Here is a 19748-nt window from a genome sequence, read left to right on the forward strand (position 1 = left end):
GTTTGTCCCCTTTTTTTGCTTACTTGAGAGTTTTTAAAATACGCTACGCCCAATAAATGAAGCTATATAAGTCCCTGCTGAGCCTGATGCTGCTCCTGCTGCTAAGTTTTCAGACTCAGGCTCAGGAAGCGATAGATAAGGCCGCTATTGAAGAGCTTACCCTGCAGGCCATTAACGATACTGCCTTCACCCTCCGCACGACGAATGAGGCCGGAAACTTAGTTAAGTACACTGGTACACTGCCGCTCCGGGTCAACGGAGAGCTGCAGGAAACTACACTTGTTGATGGTGAAACTTTGCTTGCATTACCTGAAGCGGCTGCATTGGTACAGGTAAGTGCTAATTTAGGGACACACACGCTGGCGCGCCTTTACCGGCTTGATAATGAAGCGGAAGGCGGTTTGCGTGAATTTCCGATGTGGCTCTCTATTCTCCCGCCGCTCATCGCTATTGTGCTGGCACTCATTTTCAAAGAAGTGTTACTGGCACTTTTTGCTGGCATCTGGGTTGGCGGCTTCGTTATCTATGGCTTGTCTTTTAAATCCCTTTTCACGGGCCTGCTGGCTGTTGGCGACACCTACCTCGTGTCGGCGCTCACAGACGCAGACCATGTTTCTGTTATACTTTTTTCGATGCTGATTGGCGGTATGGTGGCTATTATCTCTAAAAACGGGGGTATGGCCGGCATCGTGAACCTGCTCTCCCGTTATGCAAGATCGGCTAAAAGCTCGCAGGTTGTAACATGGGCGTTGGGTATAGCCATCTTCTTCGACGACTACGCCAACACCCTAATTGTAGGAAATACCATGCGCCCTGTTACAGACGGGCACAGGATATCCCGCGAAAAACTGGCTTACCTTGTAGACAGTACTGCTGCCCCGGTAGCGTCCATCGCTTTTGTGACAACCTGGGTGGGTGCCGAATTAGGCTATATAAAAGATGCAGCCGCCTCATTGGGTATAGAAGAAGGCGCTTATTCGCTGTTCTTTCACTCGCTGGAGTACGCGTATTACCCGGTGCTAACGCTGGTGTTTATGCTGATGCTCATCCTCATGAACCGCGATTATGGAAGCATGCACCGCGCAGAAGTACGCGCCCGCAGCACCGGCGCCGTCACTTCTGCCAGTATGGACCCGAAAGGGGAAGCGAGGCAACAGCAGGAGATGGCCGAGTTTGAGCCTGTTGACATCACCCGCACGCGTGCTGTAAATGCGCTGCTGCCGGTACTGGTGGTTATTTTCGGCACGCTGGTGGGGCTGCTTTATACCGGTTACAACCCCGACACATGGGCAGATACCAACCTCAGCTTCGTTCGCAAACTCTCTATTACCATTGGGGATTCTAACTCTTATACTGCCCTTATCTGGGCTTCGCTTTCCGGGGTAATTGTGGCAGTTATACTTACGGTGAGCCAGCGCATTATGAGCCTGACGGAGACGATGGAGTCGCTGGTGACCGGCTTTAAAACCATGCTGCCGGCTATCCTTATCCTGGTGCTGGCCTGGTCGCTGGCAACGGTAACGCAGCAGCTTTATACCGCCGAGTACCTAACATCGCTTTTTTCAGGTAATATCTCCCCGCACTTCCTGCCGGAGATTACGTTTTTCCTGGCCGCAATCATTGCATTCTCTACAGGCTCCAGTTGGGGCACCATGGCGATTCTATACCCGCTGATGCTGCCTGCTGCCTGGTATGTATGCCAGATGCAGGGCTTCACGCTGGAAGAAACAATGCCGATTATCTACAATGTCATCTCCGTGGTGCTGGCAGGTTCTGTGTTCGGCGACCACTGCTCACCTATTTCCGATACCACTATCCTAAGTTCGCTGGCATCCGGCTGTAACCACATCGACCACGTGAAAACGCAGTTGCCCTATGCTGTTACAGTAGCTCTGGTTGCCAATGTAGTCTGCACGAATTTATCGACACTGGGTGTACACTGGCTGTTGGTTTACCTCATAGGGGCGGGCATACTGTGGGGTTTTATAAGGTTGTTCGGCAAGAAAAACGAAGTGGAAACGGTACCTGCCGCAGAAGCAGAAGTAGCTTGATCAGACAGAACACAAAGAAAGGCTGCTCCGGATAAGAGCAGCCTTTCTTTTGGACTACATAAAGCTAGAACAACAGCTCATAAAAGTCATGCACCACCGTGCGGGCACCATAGCTTTCCTTGTTCCGGACCAGCCCCTCATTCAGGTACTGCCCCTGCTGCTCCGTAGAAATGCCAAAGTCGAAGTATTTTTTGTGAGGGTATACCTTGGTGATCAGGAAGTTTGTTAAAGCATCCAGTGCAGAGATACTTCTGCCATGAGCTGTTGATGCCGTATACTGGCAATGCGCCACTGTTTTAGTCTCATAAACGATAATGCCCGCATGCATTTCGCCAGCCTCATACGCACCATAGAGCTTGATTTGCTTTGGAAAAGCAGCCGCCAAATGCATCATTTCTGCTGCGGTATGCACCGGTAGTTTGTAGTACTTCTCCATCAACAGCGCACGCTCCATCTCCATAAAGAGAACAAAGTCATCAGACTGCCTAAGCTCAAGATCTGCGTTTAATACTTTTGCCAGGCGCCACCTTCTATCGCGGTCATAGTTTACAGCCTGCTGCAACTCCACCACCGAGCTCACATCACGCCTATACATCTTGGCACCGCAGCGGAACAAAGCATACAGGTCCTCCTCTGCCGGCACCTGGTGGTATATGTGCGGTATGGTTTTATACAACATGCGCCGGAAACCTTGATCTTTAAAGTAACCCTTCATCGTCTCGAACACCTCCAGCATCACCGAAGCCTTTATGCGGCTGTCGCTGATGATGCCTCCATACGTCAGGCCGCCGTGCGAATGCACCTCCTGCCCCACCTCGTTGGCTGGCAGCAAAGCAAGCAGCTTGTTCTTGCGGTAAAAAAGCAGCGAATGATCCGTGAACCTGTCGGCGTGATATTCCATATAGTCGCGGTGCAGCAGAAAGGTGCCGTTCCTGGAGCCTGCCACAAAGGCATCCCAAACAGCTTTCTGCGCTAAGCTATACTTTACCACTTCTACCATTTTTCAGACAAAGGATTTTTTTGATGAAGGACTACTAGACGAAAGACTTTTAGATGAAGGACGAAAGACAAAAAGAACAAAGGAGGAAACCTGTCACTAAAACATCACTTTCTAATTCCCTAACTTTTCAACTTTCTAACTTTCATCTATTTAGCACAATCCTGAAAGTCGTGCCCTTTCCTACCTCCGACCATTTCACGTAAAGCCTACCTTCGTGGTAGTTATCGATAATACGCTTGGCCAGCGCCAGGCCAAGGCCCCAGCCACGCTTTTTAGTGGTAAAGCCTGGCAGAAACACAGCGGCCATTTTACTTTTAGGAATACCTTTGCCTGTATCGGTAATATCCACGGCTATACTGCTTTTACCGAGCAACGACAACTGAATGTCTATATTTCCCTTTCCCTCCATAGCATCCACAGCGTTCTTGCAAATGTTCTCAATCACCCAATCGTAAAGTGACACGTTCACCTTCGCTGTAATATCCGGAGAGAAATTAGAGGTGACAGAAAAAATGACCTTGCGCGAGATACGGTTCTGAAGGTAGTTGATGGCGTTTTCCGTTACCTGCAGAAGGTTCTCGTCGCGGAGCAGCGGCACAGACCCGATGTTGGAGAAACGTTCCGTAATTATCTCCAGCCGCCGCACATCCTTGCCTAGTTCATCTATGATGGGCTCATTCTCAAACTTCGGGCTCGCTTTGATGTACTCGTACCACGCCATTAAAGAGGAAAGCGGCGTGCCTAACTGGTGCGCCGTCTCTTTGGCCAGGCCCACCCACACCCTGTTCTGCTCGGCACGGCGGGAGTAGCTGAAGGCAAAATAGGCCATAGACACAAAGCACGCGATAACGATGAGCTGCACGTAAGGGTAAAACCGCAACTGGGAGAGCAGAGCAGAATCTTTGTAAAATACATAATTAACAGATCCTTCGGCCCAGGGCACCACAATAGGCGCGTGCTGCGTTTTCATCTTTTCTATCTCGCGCTGCAGCAATTGATTGATTTTATCTGTGTCTCCCGAAATGTTTTCTGGAATATTTATGTTCTTAGAATCAAGGATGTTCTCATTCTCATCAGTAAGTATAACAGGAACCGTATGATTGGAAGAAAGTATTTCTTCTTCAATAAACACAATATTGTCGTCGCTGGGCGCATTAATCATATAGCGAAGGCCTTTGGCATAGAGTTGGACAAGTTCCTGCTCCCGCTCAGACAGCCTGCTGACTAATATATTAGTGTAGGTGATGGTGGCAGCCCCAATAATCAGGGCAACAATAACAAAAACGAGTTTTATCCTGTTCTTTTGAGAGTAAATGGGAATCATGCAGTTTACACGAATTTTATTTGAAATTAGTATAAATTAAACAATGAGCGCAAGTAAGTTTTATTTTAGTAAATTGAAGCTTACCTTTGCACTCCAGTAGACACACGTTACTATGCTTCAGAATTTCAAAGCAATCAGCTTGTCTTATAAGAAAGCACCGCTGGATATCAGGGAACTGATTGCCTTAGATGAAACTTCCTGCAGGCTATTCCTACAGACGCTCAAGAGCTTTATTCAGGCTTCTGACATACTGGTGCTTTCTACCTGCAACCGCACCGAAGTTTATTATAATGCCGACGATGACCACAGCACAGAGATTGTAAAGCTGCTGGGCATTACCAAAGGCATGGAAAATATCTCCCAGTACTTAGACTATTTTACCATCCTGACGGAGCACGACGATGCCGTACAGCATCTGTTTGATGTATCGATGGGGCTGGAGTCGCAGGTGGTGGGCGATATGCAGATTTCTAACCAGGTGAAGCAGGCTTATCAGTGGGCAGCCGACAACGAGACTGCTGGTCCGTTCCTGCACCGCCTGATGCACACCATCTTCTTCACGAACAAGCGCGTAGTGCAGGAAACTGCCTTCCGCGACGGTGCTGCCTCTACCTCTTATGCTGCTATTGAACTGATTGAGGAGCTGACAGCGGAGGTAATGGAGCCTAGTATACTGGTGGTGGGTTTGGGTGAGATTGGTGCCGATGTGTGCCGTAATCTAAAAGACAGCGGCTTTAAGAACGTAAAAATCACCAACCGCACACAAGCCAAGGCAAAAGTGCTGGCAGAAGAGTGCGGCATGGAAGTAATTCCGTTTGAGAATATTGTGCAGGGCATGAAGGAGGCAGATGTTATTATATCATCTATCGCCCACGAAACACCTTTCTTCACAAAAGAGATGGTGAAGCGCCTGAATGTGCTGTCGTTCAAGTTCTTTATTGACTTGTCAGTGCCGCGCAGTGTAGAGGCAGAGGTAGAAACAGTACCTGGCGTACTGGTTTACAACATCGATACAATCCAAAACAAAGCTTCTGAGGCGCTGCAACTTCGCATTAGCGCTATCCCGAAGGTAAAGGAGATTATCACCGAGTCTATTGACCAGTTTAACGACTGGTCTAAGGAAATGATGGTGTCGCCGACTATTAACCGCCTGAAGAGCGCGCTAGAAACAATCCGTCAGGAAGAAATGGCGCGCTACATGAAAAAGCTCGGCCCGAAAGAAACTAAGCTTGTAGACAACATTACGAAGTCTATGATGCAGAAAATAATCAAACTCCCGGTGCTGCAACTGAAAGCCGCCTGCAAACGCGGTGAGGCTGATACTCTGATCGACCTGTTGAATGACCTGTTCAACCTGGAAAACCAGCATATAGACACAAATCATTAAATTGGGTGAACGACCCTTTTTTCTTAGTTAAAATAAAAGCCTAAGGCCTCCGCGGAATTCATTTAGAAACAAAATGCGGGGGCCTTAGGCTTTTATTATACATACCATGGCTGCAACCAGGCAGAGCAAAAGCTACTTAAATATCAACGCAGCACTCTTCCAAGCAGTCAATCACATCGATTAACTTTGGGATAGCCAGGGAATAATAAATCTTTGTTCCCACTTTAAACGAGGACAAAACGCCCTTGTCTTTCAGTGTAATGAGGTGTTGCGATGCGATGGCCTGAGGGAGATCTAACTGTTTATATATCTCAGTAACAGTCATTTTATCCTCTTTCCCAAGCAAATCCACTATCGCCAATCTCTTCGGGTGGGCCAATACCTTCAGCATGGCCGCTGCCTTATCTATCTTCTTAGATTCTACTCTTGACAACAAACTTTTCATAATTAATAATTATACCTTACAGTTTCTACAAATCAATTTACATTCCTAATCTTATTCATATTCAGATATATACGAAGCCTACACTATTTGGCTGACATACAGTGTCTAGTATTTAGTAGTATTTACTATTTTTGGTAATGGACACTTCATATCATGTAATCGGCCTCATGTCGGGCACCTCTTTAGACGGCCTCGATATAGCGTATTTTAGACTTACGTATACAAACGAAAATTGGATATATAAAATACTACATACTAATACATTAACATATTCAGATATTTTAATTGAATCCCTCCGTGATGCCGAAACTTCTAACGGTATGGAACTCATCCGGCTACACCATGCTTACGGCAAGTATATAGGACAACAAGTTCATACTTTCGTACAACAACACGATATCCGACCTGATTTTGTTGCCTCCCACGGACATACTATTTTCCATCAACCGGAAAAGCACGTTTCCTTTCAACTGGGAGACGGGGCCTACATTGCGGCCAGCGCTAAATTTCCCGTAGTCTGTGACTTCCGGACACTAGACATTGCCTTAGGAGGGCAGGGCGCTCCACTCGTGCCTATTGGAGATAAACTGCTCTTCCCGGAGTACGACTACTGTATTAACCTTGGAGGTATTGCCAATGTTTCCTTCTCGCAAAACGACAAGCGGCTGGCGTTTGATATATGCGCCTGCAATATGCTCTTAAACACATTGGCCAACAGCGTGGGAAGCGCCTATGATAACAACGGAGAAATGGCAAAGTCTGGTTCCCTGCAGCCGGACCTGCTACAGCAACTGAATGCACCGGCCTATTTCGCTGCACCAGCGCCCAAGTCCTTGGGCAAAGAGTGGGTACTGGAACACAGCCTGAAAGCTATCGCCGCACATCAATCCAGTGTGCCTGATAAACTCCATACTACCTGCCATCATATTGCCTTTCAGATAAGGCAGGCGTTGCCCAAGCTGCATGATGGGCAGCACCGGGTACTGCTAACAGGCGGCGGCGCCTTTAACCTATACCTTGTCCAGCTGCTACAGGAGTATCTTGGGGAGCAGTATAGCGTAGATGTTCCGGAGCCGGAGCTCGTATCATTTAAAGAAGCGCTTATTTTTGCCTTTTTAGGAGTACTGCGCTGGCGCGGAGAGCACAACTGCCTCCGCAGTGTAACGGGTGCTGCGCAGGATAACATCGGTGGATCCATCTACCTTTGTTAAGTTTCCTTTGCCTGCACGCTCTCATCTTTTTTGTACCTTTGCGAAACGTTAGCAAAGACGAGCAGAACAGATGAAAGAGTTACTTGAAAAGTTTGAAAATAAACGACCTGAGATTGTTTTCGAGTGGAAAGACTCTGAAACAGAAGCAGAAGGCTGGGTAGTCATCAACTCGTTGCGGGGAGGCGCCGCAGGTGGAGGCACCCGCATGCGCAAAGGCCTGGACAAGCGCGAAGTAGAATCGCTGGCTAAAACAATGGAGGTAAAGTTCACTGTGTCCGGGCCTGCTATCGGTGGTGCCAAATCAGGTATTAACTTCGACCCTGCCGACCCGCGCAAACGCGGTGTGCTGGAGCGCTGGTACAAAGTTGTTATTCCCTTGCTGAAGAACTATTACGGCACCGGCGGCGACATGAACGTGGACGAGATACACGAAGTGATTCCTATTACTGAAGATTACGGCCTCTGGCATCCGCAGGAAGGCATTGTGAACGGGCATTTCCACGCCACCGAACCACAAAAAATAAACAAGATAGGGCAGCTGCGCCAAGGGGTAGTGAAGGTAATCGAGGACCCGCATTACTCCCCCTCCACCGCACGCAAGTATACCATTGCCGATATGATTACGGGCTACGGTGTAGCGGAGTCTGTGTGCCATTTCTATGCTATCTGGGGAGGGCAGTATAAAGGTAAAAGAGCCATCATACAGGGCTGGGGCAACGTAGGCGCCTCGGCAGCATACTACCTTGCCTCCAAAGGCGTTAAAATCGTCGGCATCATCGACAGGCCCGGTGGACTGATAAAAGAAGAAGGCTTCTCGCTTGAAGAGGTAACGGAGCTATTCATGAACCGCCAGGGCAATACTCTTAACCCAAATGGGCTGCTGCCCTTTGAGGAGGTAAACGAGCGCATATGGTCGCTCCCAGCCGAGATATTTGTACCTGCCGCTGCTTCCCGCCTCATATCCCGGGCACAGGTAGAGCAGATGATCAATAGCGGCATGGAAGTGATTTCCTCCGGTGCCAACGTACCGTTCCAGGACCCCGAGATTTTCTTCGGCCCTACCGGTGAATTCGCTGACAGTAGACTAGCCGTAATCCCGGACTTCATCGCCAACTGCGGCATGGCCCGGGTGTTTGCGTACCTGATGGAGAGCGAAGTGGAAATAACGGATGAGGCTATCTTCACCGATATCTCTGCCACTATCCGCGCAGCGTTGGAAAAGGCACACGAAAAGAATGCACAGAAAACAGCTATCGCCAAAACGAGTTTCGAGATAGCGCTTAGCCAGCTGCTATAAATAGAGCATATGAACTGGAGAGATATCTTCTATATGAACTGGAGAGAAGTCCTCGCCTATGAGTTTTTAGGAAACACAGTAGCAGAGTTCCTGATATTTGTAGGCATTCTGCTGATCGGTCTCCTCTTTAAAACTATATTATCCAGGCTGCTGTCCCGGCTCCTGTACAAGCTTATAGACCGCTTTACAGAGGGAGACGACCAGGCAGCTTTTAAACGCCTGCTGCTACAGCCACTGGAGGTGTTGCTCCTGCTAGTGTTTCTGTACTTCGCCTTCCTGGTGCTGAACTACCCTTTAGACCCCACCGAGATACGTGAAGGCGACCACTTCCTGAAAACTTTTGCCTTCCGAACCTACCAGGTATTCGTAATTGTGGCCCTGACGTGGGTTATCCTGCGCTTCGCTGATTTTGTCGGAATGGTATTCAAAATCCGCACTGAGAAAACCACCTCCAAGCTGGATGACCAGTTGGTGCCTTTCTTTAAGGATTTCGCAAAAGTGCTCATCGTCATATTTGCCTTCCTGACGATGCTGGGGGCTGTGTTTGGCGTGAATGTTGCTGGCCTGGTGGCAGGTTTGGGAGTGGGCGGCTTAGCCATTGCCTTTGCCGCCAAAGAAAGCCTGGAGAACCTGCTGGCATCGTTTACCATATTCCTGGATCAGCCCTTTGTGGTAGGCGACCTCGTGCAGGTAGGCGAACTGATAGGCGTGGTAGAAAAAATAGGGTTCCGGAGCACCCGCATCCGGACACTGGAGAAAAGCTTCGTGACGCTGCCCAACAAGCACATGATTGATAAGCCGCTGGACAACCTGACACTCCGCACTTTCCGGCGGGCAAAGTTCGACATCAACCTAACGTATGACACTACCTCTGAGCAGATACGTGCCATCACCCGTGATATTCAGGATTTCATTGACCAGCACCCCCGCACGAACCAAGACGGGCGCATTCGTTTCCTGAGTCTTGGCGCACACTCCAAAGATGTGATGGTGCTGTACTTTGTAGACACTATGGACTGGAACGAGTATATCGACATCAAAGAGGAAATTAACTATAAGATTGTGGATATCGTGGAAAGGCATGGGGCAGAATTCGCCTTCCCTACTCAGACGCTACACCTGCAACGTGCAGATCCAAAAAGACTACAAACCACTGATAACGATACCTACTTCAGTGAATCAGACCTGAAATAAAGGGAAATAAAAAAGCCGGGGAAGCCCCGGCTTTTTTTCACCCTTATATCATTAAGTTCTTTCAATTAATCCAATTTCTCAAAACACTTTAGTATAATTCTTAAACAACGTTTAGTTCTTCAAGCCTTAATTATTTTTAGCTGCACATCCTGTTTCTTGCAGTTTTGATTTCTTTAACGACCTAACAGTGTCACAGTTACAAGTAAACACTGATTTCCATTGACAAGGCATCAATTTTAACGTGAACGACCTATAACAGCAAGTGTAGGTTAAATGCAAAATTCAAGATATAATAACATCTCTGCCGGATAGGATATAAAAAAGGAGAAGCTGTTTCAGAAAGTAAGCTTCTTTTAATTTAGCAGGCCTAGGACAGCCTAGTTAAAATCGAAGTACTCCCCCTCCTGCAGCTCCACTTTTTTCTCTTCTTTTGATTCAGGCTTTTTGCCCCGCAACAGGTCTTTTAATTCCTGCCCCTCGTCCTTCAGGTCTGCTTTCACTTTCTGCCGCACCCGCGCATTGTCATATGCAATTTTGAAGTCGTCTTCGTTGCCTTTCAGCGTCAGAAACAGGCTGCTGTTGCCAGCATCCGGATCATCCGCCACCACTCCGAATACAGCGTCTTTGTCCGGTCGGCGGCTACCGAAGAGCGGCAGCTTTATCTTGTAATCCATCAGCTGATCAAAAGTGTGGGTACCGGAAATGGATACCACAGGGGCAGCCGATACGTTGGAGCGGATGTCCATTTCAGGAATGTAAATGGTGCGCTGCTGTATCCAGAAACTATTGTGCAGCTCTGCAAAACGCATATTAGCCAGCTCAGAGCGCTTTACGAACGCTGACATCTTCTGCATAGGGGCAAAGTTCACAAGCTGCCCGTTGCGCACTGTAGCGTCTATTTCTGCCTGCAGCAGGTTCGTCTTCGGGTTGAGCTGGCTGTCGAAGAACACATCAGACACAATACTGGCAGTTAGCTGGCCCCGCAGGTGGCGTTCTTCTATAAAGTCCTGATGGAAGTTCTCAAAGACATAAAAGAGGCTGTCCACGCTCATATTGTTGAGCTTTGTGGCCGTGCTAACCTTTATATGGTCTCGGGCCCGGGCATCGAGAGTGCCGCGCACGGCAAAATCACCGCCGATGGCCCTGAAAGAGATGTTGGGAGTAGACAGCACCTGGTTGCGCAGCTTTACCTCTCCTTGCACGTTCTTGCCCCTGAAGCGTCTGAACCGGAGCCGGTCGATAGTTGCGCTCAGGTCAAAGGCGATGTTCGGGGAGATGGCAAATTTATAGCTGTCGCTACTGCCTGTCCGGTCAGCCTCGGCTGTGTTAAGTTCCTCGCTCAGCAGTTGATTAAAGTTAAGGTAATTGCTTTTAAAATCGGCCTCCACCAACAGGCGCTGCCGCTCCAAAAGCAGCCAGGCCATCATGTTCTTAAACATCCCGTTCACCACGAAGTCAGACTCGCCCAGCTTGCCCTTGAAATCAGATACGGCCACATCGTTGCGCTTGAACATCAGGTTACCACTCAGGTTCGTGACTGGCATCGGCAGGTCCTGCATATTAAGCGACACGTTGTGCAGGGTAATGTCTCCGGTCGTGTTGAGGGTGCTGTTGCCCGGGCGGGCTTTAAACTCGTTCAGGTTACCAGCAAAGGCAATGCGTACATCTGCCAGCCCGCTACCGCTGCGCAACTGTTCTATTTTCGCCAGACCCAGCACATACCCCACATCCAGCATCCCCTGCACGTCAAGCGCTATGTTGGGGTTGTCGAAGTTACGGTAGGTCAGGTTTCCTTTAAAAGGCCTGCCGTTAAGCACACCGCTCAGGCTTTTCAACTCCAGTGCCGACGTGCTGGCATTCTGTTTTTCGCCGTTTGTAAAGCTGCCTGTCAGGTTTATCTTCTCTACCCGCTGCTTTACATCGGGGTGATAGAAAGAGGCGTCGCGGGCACCAAAGCTGAAGCTTATCAGTGGTGTTTCCTCTGCTGACATACTTCCTTTAACCGTTCCGTTAAAATAAATGTCGCCTTCGCTGCGGTACTGCCGGAACTCCTGCGTGATGTCGTGCGGCAACAAAGACAGCAACGATTGAATGTTGGTGTTTTTCCCCTCTAAGTTCAGGTCTAAGGTTGTGGTGCCGGCGTAGCCAACGGTGCCGCCCACTTCGTATGCCGCGCCTTCTATGAGCACCATAGACGGCTGTAGCAAAACGGTCTCTTCCGCACGGTTTATTTGTAGCGCTGTGGCTATATCTACCTTCTTGCCTTTGAAGTACTCCCCTGTGCCTACTTTAATTGTGTGGATGGTGGTATTGCCACTCGCTTCAATGTCTATCGTCTCAGAAGAGATGGCCAGAGCTGCCTCCATCTCGTGGGCATCTACTTCATATGTTTGCTGCAGTTGCTGATCGATGTAATGCACGGCTACTTCGCTGAGGCTGATCTTCTCAAGGTCGAAGGAGAAATCCTCTTCTTCTGAGGAGGTGGTATCTGAATTGATAACCTGGTAATTCACACTTCCGTCTGGCAGCACTTTCACGTATACCTCGCCCTTCTCCATATAGAACTGCTTTACACTGTACTTGCCCCGGAGCACATCCAGCAGGCTAAAGGTAAAGTAGAGTTTGTCGGCCCGCGCCAGCGACTCCTCGCTCTCCGGCAAGCCCTCGTGCACGTTTACCTGATCGAGGCTGACGGCCACATGCGGAAACTTATCGAACAGGGAGAGTGAAATCTGCTCTACCTCTACTTTTGTTTTGATATGCTTATTGGCCTCCGTTACAAAAAGTGCGATTATTTTATCTTGATAAGTGTACACCAACGCCAACGCCATGCTCATAACGGCCACCACTCCGATAAGCGAATAAAATAGCACTTTTTTAACAACTCCTTTTCTCACCAAGCGAAAGTTCAGATTTATAGCACCTTATAAAAAGCTAAAGGTACTGCAGTTATAATAGACGAACAATAGGCGCTACACGCAGAAAAATTTTTTAAGATTTTTTTTGCGAATGTTTTGCAGTTAAAAAAATATGCCCCATATTTGCATCATCAAACGGGGACAAAAGGTCTTCAGAAAGAAAAAAAGGGGTGTTAGCTCAGCTGGTTCAGAGCACCTGCCTTACAAGCAGGGGGTCACTGGTTCGAATCCAGTACGCCCCACAAAAGGACAACTGCAAAGTTGTCCTTTTTTTATGTCTATACTTTTTGTGCGAACTCCTGCACACTCCCTCTTTCCCCATTCTTTTACCGCAGCCCTACTTAGGCAACGCCGGGACGAGAGCATTAGTATTCTACTCCGCTAATACCTTAGCGGGTACAGAAGTCATGAATCCGAAAATCTTACCTGGTATTTTGTGTTGCGGTTAGCTGCTCATGCAACTTCAGCACCTGCGGGATGACAAGCTGCTGATCGTTGTTAAAGATGATGTGTTCCGCGCGGGACATGCGTTCCTCCTCGCTCAGCTGTTTACTTATAATATTGCGGATGTCTTCCTCTGTTCGGTGGGTATCGCGGTGCAGTAGCCGCTTGATGCGTATCTCCATGGGTGCAAACACGGTAATGATTTGGTCCATCTGCTTCCAGGCCTCAGACTCATACATCAGGGCTGCTTCTTTTAGTACATAGGGCTTGTCAGCATGCAAGGTGGCCCACTTTTTAAAGTCGTTATGCACGTGCGGATGCACTAGTGCGTTCAACTGCTCCAGGCGCTCCGGGTTGTTGAAAACGACAGAGGCCAGGTACGAACGGTTCAGCTCTCCTTCTGCTATGAAGGCTTCCGCTCCATAGGCCGTTATAAGCTCCTGCCGAAGCACCTCATCATGCCGCATGACCCATTTGGCACGAGCATCAGAATCATAGACAGGCACACCCAGAAGCGCAAATACACGGCTAACCACTGTCTTGCCTGTACCTATTCCACCGGTTATACCTATCTTCAGCATGTTTTATCTTTCTACCTCTACCACCTTAAAACGATCTGGCCACACCAACAGGCGGCGGGTGCCTATTGGCTTTTGCACCAGTTCTGGTACAATGGTAGAATCCTGCGGGTTAAGTTTGCTATAGTTTAAAATTACTCTGAAAAGGTTCCGGTTTAGCAGCGGCACAGAGTCCTGCAGCACCTGATAACGCACCATGGCGAGCGGTGGCCTTATTGAGACCCGTACACCCTCCGGCACATTTATCAACTCCGGTGTCAGCTGCCGCTCCTGTTGTACAAGGGTTTTCACCGTTACGGCTACTTCCGCTTCCTCTACACTTGAGTTTATCAGCGACTCATAGTTATAGTCAATCGGCACAGAGATGCTGGAAGTCTCCGTAAGTTCTTCACCCTCTGGCAGGCGCAGTGTGAAAGGGTTTGGCAGACTATCTACAAGGGAGGAGGGCCCTGTGAAAGTGACGGAATCCGGGGTGATGCGCACCGGCCCGACAACAACATGATTTTCATCTGTCAGGGTCTGGTTAGGTTCCAGGCGCAACGGAATACGCTCACTCACCTTAGCATCAAAGTTAAAGTAGACTGTATCCGTAACCACAAAGTTCAGCTGTAACCCATCAAGCGCGTTTACTAAAGCAGGGCGCAGTGCAGAGCCTAGCAGGAAATTGTTCCGAGGCACACTGCGAATATAGATCTCAGCCGGCTGCAGTTCCAGCCGCAGCGTCTTGCGCAGCAGCTTCCAGCCTGTGCCGGTAACATTGATGTTTACCTCCTGTGGCAGTGGCGTTACAGGAATGAGCCTCCTTTGATCATACACAAACCGGATAGGGTAAGAGGTTTGTGTGGAGTAGCTTTTATTTAGCGCGTTGAGCAGCCAAAAGGTAGAAGCCGCCACAAAACAAAGCAATACTATTCTCCAGTATTGCTTTGTCCGTGGCTGAAATGGCCTCATAAACCATCCAACTATATTTTTTGCTTTCTCAACCGGCAATGTCTTTAGGTTTTTGCATCTTCATGGTGGCTTCCATAGAGATAGAAGCTTTGTCAAACATTAAACGTACACCTCTGTCTACCTCTAACGTTACGGTCTCGCCCTCTATTGCTACCAGTTTACCGTGCATGCCGCCAATCGTGACAACATACATGCCTTTAGTGAGCTCTTCTCGAAATTTTTTCTGGTCACTTGCTTTCTTTTGCTGTGGCCTGATCATGAAGAAATAGAACACGAGAATAATTGCTCCGAACATGAGCAATTGTGGCAGCATACCCCCATCGGGTGTCTGCAATAAAATATTTTTCATATAATAGCGTGTGTCGCTGAAATCAGCGGTGCAAAGTTTAGTTGCGGCGTACAGGTCCGTTGGCACCGGCAGTTGGTATACTGCTGGACTCAACGTTACCTTTCATGGATACTTTAACAATATCCGGCTGTGTATTGGCACGCACCGTAACAGTAGGGTTTTGCTGTCCCATTTTGCCTGTGGTGTTAAACTGAACAGCAATCTGCCCTATTTCGCCTGGCGCCACTGGCGTACGTGTCCAGTCAGGCACAGTGCAACCGCATGTTGCAGAAGCGTTCTCAATAATAAGCGGTGTACTGCCGGTATTCGTAAATTCAAACGTATGGTTTACCACTTCGCCCTGCTTTACAGTACCAAAATCATACTCCGTCTGCTCAAAGCTCATAACCGGCGCATTTGCTGATGGCGCTGCTGCTCCCTCACCCTCTGTGGCAACATTAGGGTTTAAAACCGGCTGTGCCGCCGCTGGTTGCTGCTGCGTAGCTGCAGTTTCATTGTTGGTTACTACTGCATCGTTTCCTGCAGTGTTATCGCAGCTTGTTGTGAAAACAGCTACAGCAAAACTTGCTGCTAAAATCAGGCTCTTTTTCATATAAATTAAATGTAAAGTATTCAGCAATTATAATTTCGCAATGATGTTCTGCGCAAACTGCATGGTATTCGCTTTACCACCCAAATCGCCAGTGCATTCTTCTTTGTTCGCCAAAGTTGCCTCCAGGGCCGCTTCAATGCGGTTTGCCTCGTCTTTCAGGCCCAGGTGGTGCAGCATCATAATGGCAGAGCGCAGTAACGCTGTAGGATTAGCAATTCCCTTGCCAGCAATGTCCGGAGCGGATCCGTGTACGGCCTCAAAGATTGCCATCTCATCCCCAATGTTGGCTCCGGCCACTACACCAAGACCACCTACCAGACCAGCGCAAAGGTCTGACAGGATATCACCGAAAAGGTTCGTGGTGACAATCACATCGAACTGCTCTGGCTTCACTACCAGTTGCATGCACATATTGTCGATGATGATGTCGTCGGCTTGCAGATTTGGATAGTCTTTGGCAATTTCTCTGAACACGCTCAGGAACAGAGCACCTGCGTGCTTCAGGATGTTTGCCTTGTGCACAGCAGTTACTCTTTTGCATCCGTGCCTGGTGGCATACTCAAATGCGGCACGCACAATTTTCTCGCAGCCTTCGCGGGTAACGCGGGAAATAGAATCCGCTATCTGCAGGCGCTCATCAAATATCTCCAGGCCGGAATACAGTCCTTCGGTGTTCTCGCGGAATAATACGGAGTTCACGTTCTCGAAGCGCGTGTTCACGCCTGGTGTGGTTTTGGCTGGCCTTACGTTTGAGTACAGGTCGAACATCTGGCGCAGCTGCACATTTACGCTTTTAAAGCCTTTCCCAACTGGTGTGGTGATCGGTCCTTTTAAAGCGACTTTGTTCTTATTAAGAGAGGCGATCAGCGTTGATGGAATCAATTCACCGATAGCATCAAAAGTAGTTTGCCCAGCATTTTCTTCTTCCCAAGTTATGGGCACGTTGGCTGCATTAAAGATAGTTTTTACAGCTTCTGTAATTTCAGGGCCAATCCCGTCTCCGGGTATAAGGGTAACTTGTTTCATGCTTTATAGTTCTTTCCGGCTGTTAATCTCGTTGATAAGTGAATCTACATCTCCAAGTAACTTTTCTGCTTTGTCTTTCGCGTCTTGTATTACCCGCTGGCCTTCTGATTTAGCATTGGTTGGCAGGTTATCACTTTTAGCCATTAACTGCTGCGTTAGATCAGCCAGGGTATCACGGTATTTCTCTAAGCGGTAGCTTAGCCAGTAACGGGTTTCTCTTCCTTTTTCGGGGGCAAAAAGGATACCAGCTACGGCCCCTACGGCCGCACCCGATGTAAAAGCCATTAGTACGGTTGTCTTTTTACTCATAGTTTGTATATGCTTGTTAACTTCAGGGACGAATTCTCCTTTACTTACGGCAATTCCGGCATAGAGGTCACTCTAGCCCAATCTGCGTTATTTATTATCGATCAGGCCACGGCCTGATTTACGAATTTCACCTTTAGTGGTCAATTCCTGTGCCATTTTATCCAGCACGCCATTAATAAACTGTTTGCTCTTCGGGGTACTGTACAGCTTCGAAATCTCAATGTATTCGTTGATGGTTACCTTTACCGGTATGCTGCGGAAAATGTGCATTTCGCAAAGCGCCATCTTCAGAATGATCTTGTCCAGCATCGCCACACGCTCCACATCCCAGTTCTTCACGCTTTCGGAGATCATGGCTTCATACTTCGCTTCCTCCTGCACTGTCTGAAAATACAAATCTTCAAAAAAGGCTTTGTCGTCTTCCCAGTTAGCTGACAGGTCCAGCAACTGCACCTCTTCTTCTGCCTCTTCCCCTAAAATCTTGATGGTTTTGTTTACAAGGCTTTTTACGATTGTTTTGTTTTCAACCCAGTTCAGATCCTGCTCTTCAAACAAAGATTGTAAGTTTTTTTCTTTAAAGATAATGTTTTTGAAAATATGTTTCACTACCTCCAGGTCGTCCTCGAGGGTTGAATTCGGCAGCGCCAGGTAGTTCAGAAAGGCCTCATCCTGCTTCAGAATATTCTTGTAAACGGCCCTGATCTCGCTGATGTCGGAGCCCCAACTGATGTTGCGTCGAATAATGTGCTGCTGGTATGATTTGTTCTGGAGCAGGCGCTGCACCACACGGTTCTGCAGAAATTGCTTCACATCAGGGCCACTTGCAGCCGTAAAGCGCTTCTCTTTTTTTTCTTCCTCCTCCTTTATCAGGCTTACCAGCACCTCCAGTATCTGCAGTGTGCCCAGATAGTGGTCGTAAATACGCTCCACAGCACTCAGCATCTGGTTGCCGTAATACGTGTAATCCTTTTTAATGAGGTTCTTATAATATACGATGGCTCTGTTAACCGCATCAATCGTCTCCTTGTCTGACTCTTCTGTTTCGAACTGCTGAGTCTCGTACCACTCCTTAAAGAGCAGCGTGGCAATCTGCCTTCTGCCTTCCAACAGCTTCCTGTCCTGCACCTCCATGGAATTCAGGTCCGGAGCAAAGTCCTCGCCTATCTGGTCTAAGGCCAGTAAATAATCGGAACCTACGGCTTGTTTATAGGCATAAATTGCCTGCATCGCCTTAATTCGTAGTGTTCTGCGGTTAAGCATATTTGAAAGAACGTATGTTGGGTAAAAATCTCTTTTAAATCAGGCGCATCAAGCCTGGCAATTTTATTTTGACAGCTCTCCTTTAAAGAAAAGAAAGCCCGCTATAGTTCCGCAAATGCCGGAACCAATGTAAATGCATTTTTAAACGAAGCCTTGAGCTGCAAATTACGTCTTGCACTTAGAAAGTAGAACGCACTCTGCCGATGCTCTCAATGCGTTTTTCTGCCAGCCTCATAGCTGCCTGCTGGTTGTGGATGCCTTCTTTCTCGGCAAGGGCGAAGACATCTAATGTGTACCCGTAGATACGCTCTGTCTGGGCATAGGCGCTGTCGCGGTTATAACCTACCAACTCAGCGTAAACATTGATCAGACCACCGGCATTAATCAAAAAGTCAGGCGCATATACAATACCTTTATCCGCCAAAGCCGGCCCGTGCACCTGTTCATCACGCAGCTGGTTATTAGCGCAGCCGGCAATTACCTTACACTTCAGGCGGTTGATGGTGTTGTTGTTGATGGTGCCCCCAAGCCCGCATGGCGACAAGATATCTACATCAAGTTCATATATGTCCTCCATGCTGACCACCTTGGCGCTAAACTTCTTTGCCACTTCCCGCAGGCGGTCTTCGTATATATCAGTAACAAATAGTTCGACGTTCTCTTTCGTCAACAGTTCTACCAGGTAGGCGCCCACATGGCCCACGCCCTGCACCGCGATTCTCTTGCCTTCGAGGGAATCTGAGCCGAAAGCCTTCTTTGCAGCCGCTTTCATCCCCATATAGGTGCCATAGGCCGATACCGGAGATGGGTCGCCACTACCCCCCCTAGACTCAGGCAAACCGCATACATGCTCCGTTTCCATACGGATAAATTCCATGTCCTTAGTGGTCATGCCCACGTCCTCGGCTGTGATAAAACAGCCATTCAGGTTTTTAACGAAACGACCAAACCTGCGAAGCAGGGCCTCATTTTTGTCTTTTTTGGCGTCCCCGATAATCACAGCTTTCCCTCCGCCCAGGTTAAGGCCGGAAATAGCCGCTTTATAGGTCATTCCCCTCGAAAGGCGCAGTACATCATCCAGGGCTTCTGCCTCCGAAGCGTAGGACCACATCCGCGTGCCGCCTAAGGCCGGCCCCAGCACTGTATTATGGATTCCGATAATGGCCTTCAAACCAGTATCTTTGTCGTGGCAGAAAACAACTTTCTCGTGGTTGTGTTCTGAAACCAGATCAAAGACTGACTTGTCTTTCTTCCGCTCAACTTCTTTTAATGCGACCATTTATAGAGTTTGATTATGGGTTGTTTTATCTTTGCGAATGAGGCACCTAGTACCCCCTCCCCTTTTCGCGCTGCGAAATTAATTCTTTTTTTTTGTAATTCAATTTGTACTTTGTCAGACTACGTAAAAGCCC

General features: G+C 48.4%; 17 protein-coding genes and 1 tRNA gene. 6 read left to right on the forward strand and 12 right to left on the reverse strand.

Annotation, left to right across the window (positions count from 1 at the left end; genetic code table 11):
* Positions 1-56: 56 nt before the first annotated feature.
* Positions 57-2051, forward strand: a complete 1995-nt coding sequence (locus E1919_RS13730) for a Na+/H+ antiporter NhaC family protein (protein ID WP_237144361.1) — start codon at positions 57-59, stop codon at positions 2049-2051.
* 64 nt (positions 2052-2115) lie between these two features.
* Here E1919_RS13730 and E1919_RS13735 read toward each other — a convergent pair whose 3' ends face one another.
* Positions 2116-3051 carry a GNAT family N-acetyltransferase gene (locus tag E1919_RS13735; protein WP_162053978.1) on the reverse strand — a complete coding sequence of 312 codons (936 nt, stop codon included), beginning with the start codon at positions 3049-3051 and terminating at the stop codon, positions 2116-2118.
* Positions 3052-3193: 142 nt separating this feature from the next.
* On the reverse strand, positions 3194-4375 hold the full coding sequence (locus E1919_RS13740; RefSeq protein WP_162053979.1) for an ATP-binding protein: 1182 nt from the start codon (positions 4373-4375) through the stop codon (positions 3194-3196).
* 112 nt (positions 4376-4487) lie between these two features.
* Between E1919_RS13740 and hemA the strand changes: the two genes are divergently transcribed.
* Complete coding sequence (gene hemA, locus E1919_RS13745; protein ID WP_162053980.1) at positions 4488-5762, forward strand: glutamyl-tRNA reductase; 1275 nt, start codon at positions 4488-4490, stop codon at positions 5760-5762.
* A 136-nt stretch (positions 5763-5898) separates the two neighbouring features.
* On the opposite strand, the gene E1919_RS13750 is transcribed toward hemA, so the two are convergent.
* Positions 5899-6207 carry an ArsR/SmtB family transcription factor gene (locus E1919_RS13750; RefSeq protein WP_115566850.1) on the reverse strand — a complete coding sequence of 103 codons (309 nt, stop codon included), beginning with the start codon at positions 6205-6207 and terminating at the stop codon, positions 5899-5901.
* Between the two features lie 137 nt (positions 6208-6344).
* Here E1919_RS13750 and E1919_RS13755 point away from each other — a divergent pair, with 137 nt between their 5' ends.
* The 3 genes from E1919_RS13755 to E1919_RS13765 all read left to right on the forward strand — a co-directional run bounded on the left by E1919_RS13755 (position 6345) and on the right by E1919_RS13765 (position 9909).
* Positions 6345-7418 (forward strand): anhydro-N-acetylmuramic acid kinase, encoded by a 1074-nt coding sequence (locus E1919_RS13755; protein WP_162053981.1) that lies wholly within the window; start codon positions 6345-6347, stop codon positions 7416-7418.
* A 70-nt stretch (positions 7419-7488) separates the two neighbouring features.
* A complete protein-coding gene (locus E1919_RS13760; RefSeq protein ID WP_162053982.1) occupies positions 7489-8715 on the forward strand; it encodes a Glu/Leu/Phe/Val dehydrogenase dimerization domain-containing protein in 1227 nt (408 codons plus the stop codon).
* 9 nt (positions 8716-8724) lie between these two features.
* A complete protein-coding gene (locus E1919_RS13765) occupies positions 8725-9909 on the forward strand; it encodes a mechanosensitive ion channel family protein (RefSeq protein ID WP_162053983.1) in 1185 nt (394 codons plus the stop codon).
* Between the two features lie 377 nt (positions 9910-10286).
* Here the strand turns inward: E1919_RS13765 and E1919_RS13770 are convergent, their stop codons facing one another.
* Positions 10287-12782: an AsmA-like C-terminal region-containing protein gene (locus E1919_RS13770; protein ID WP_237144369.1), complete on the reverse strand. Its 2496-nt coding sequence runs from the start codon at positions 12780-12782 to the stop codon at positions 10287-10289.
* 212 nt (positions 12783-12994) lie between these two features.
* Between E1919_RS13770 and E1919_RS13775 the strand changes: the two genes are divergently transcribed.
* A tRNA-Val gene (locus E1919_RS13775) sits at positions 12995-13069 on the forward strand.
* A gap of 180 nt (positions 13070-13249) precedes the next feature.
* On the opposite strand, the gene coaE is transcribed toward E1919_RS13775, so the two are convergent.
* From coaE to E1919_RS13815, 8 genes are all read right to left on the reverse strand, one after another.
* Positions 13250-13852: a dephospho-CoA kinase gene (gene coaE / locus E1919_RS13780; protein ID WP_162053985.1), complete on the reverse strand. Its 603-nt coding sequence runs from the start codon at positions 13850-13852 to the stop codon at positions 13250-13252.
* Between the two features lie 3 nt (positions 13853-13855).
* A complete protein-coding gene (locus E1919_RS13785; protein ID WP_237144370.1) occupies positions 13856-14800 on the reverse strand; it encodes a YbbR-like domain-containing protein in 945 nt (314 codons plus the stop codon).
* 28 nt (positions 14801-14828) lie between these two features.
* Positions 14829-15149 (reverse strand): preprotein translocase subunit YajC, encoded by a 321-nt coding sequence (gene yajC / locus E1919_RS13790; protein ID WP_162053987.1) that lies wholly within the window; start codon positions 15147-15149, stop codon positions 14829-14831.
* Between the two features lie 37 nt (positions 15150-15186).
* Positions 15187-15741 carry a DUF1573 domain-containing protein gene (locus tag E1919_RS13795; RefSeq protein WP_162053988.1) on the reverse strand — a complete coding sequence of 185 codons (555 nt, stop codon included), beginning with the start codon at positions 15739-15741 and terminating at the stop codon, positions 15187-15189.
* 27 nt (positions 15742-15768) lie between these two features.
* Positions 15769-16767, reverse strand: a complete 999-nt coding sequence (locus E1919_RS13800; protein ID WP_162053989.1) for an isocitrate/isopropylmalate dehydrogenase family protein — start codon at positions 16765-16767, stop codon at positions 15769-15771.
* A gap of 3 nt (positions 16768-16770) precedes the next feature.
* The gene (locus E1919_RS13805; protein ID WP_162053990.1) at positions 16771-17076 is read right to left on the reverse strand and encodes a YtxH domain-containing protein; all 306 of its coding nucleotides are present in this window, start codon (positions 17074-17076) and stop codon (positions 16771-16773) included.
* A gap of 87 nt (positions 17077-17163) precedes the next feature.
* A complete protein-coding gene (nusB, locus tag E1919_RS13810) occupies positions 17164-18336 on the reverse strand; it encodes a transcription antitermination factor NusB (RefSeq protein ID WP_162053991.1) in 1173 nt (390 codons plus the stop codon).
* A 178-nt stretch (positions 18337-18514) separates the two neighbouring features.
* A complete protein-coding gene (locus tag E1919_RS13815) occupies positions 18515-19615 on the reverse strand; it encodes a Glu/Leu/Phe/Val family dehydrogenase (protein ID WP_162053992.1) in 1101 nt (366 codons plus the stop codon).
* Between the last annotated feature and the right edge of the window lie 133 nt (positions 19616-19748).

Source organism: Pontibacter pamirensis (assembly GCF_010015475.1).
GTDB lineage: Bacteria > Bacteroidota > Bacteroidia > Cytophagales > Hymenobacteraceae > Pontibacter > Pontibacter pamirensis.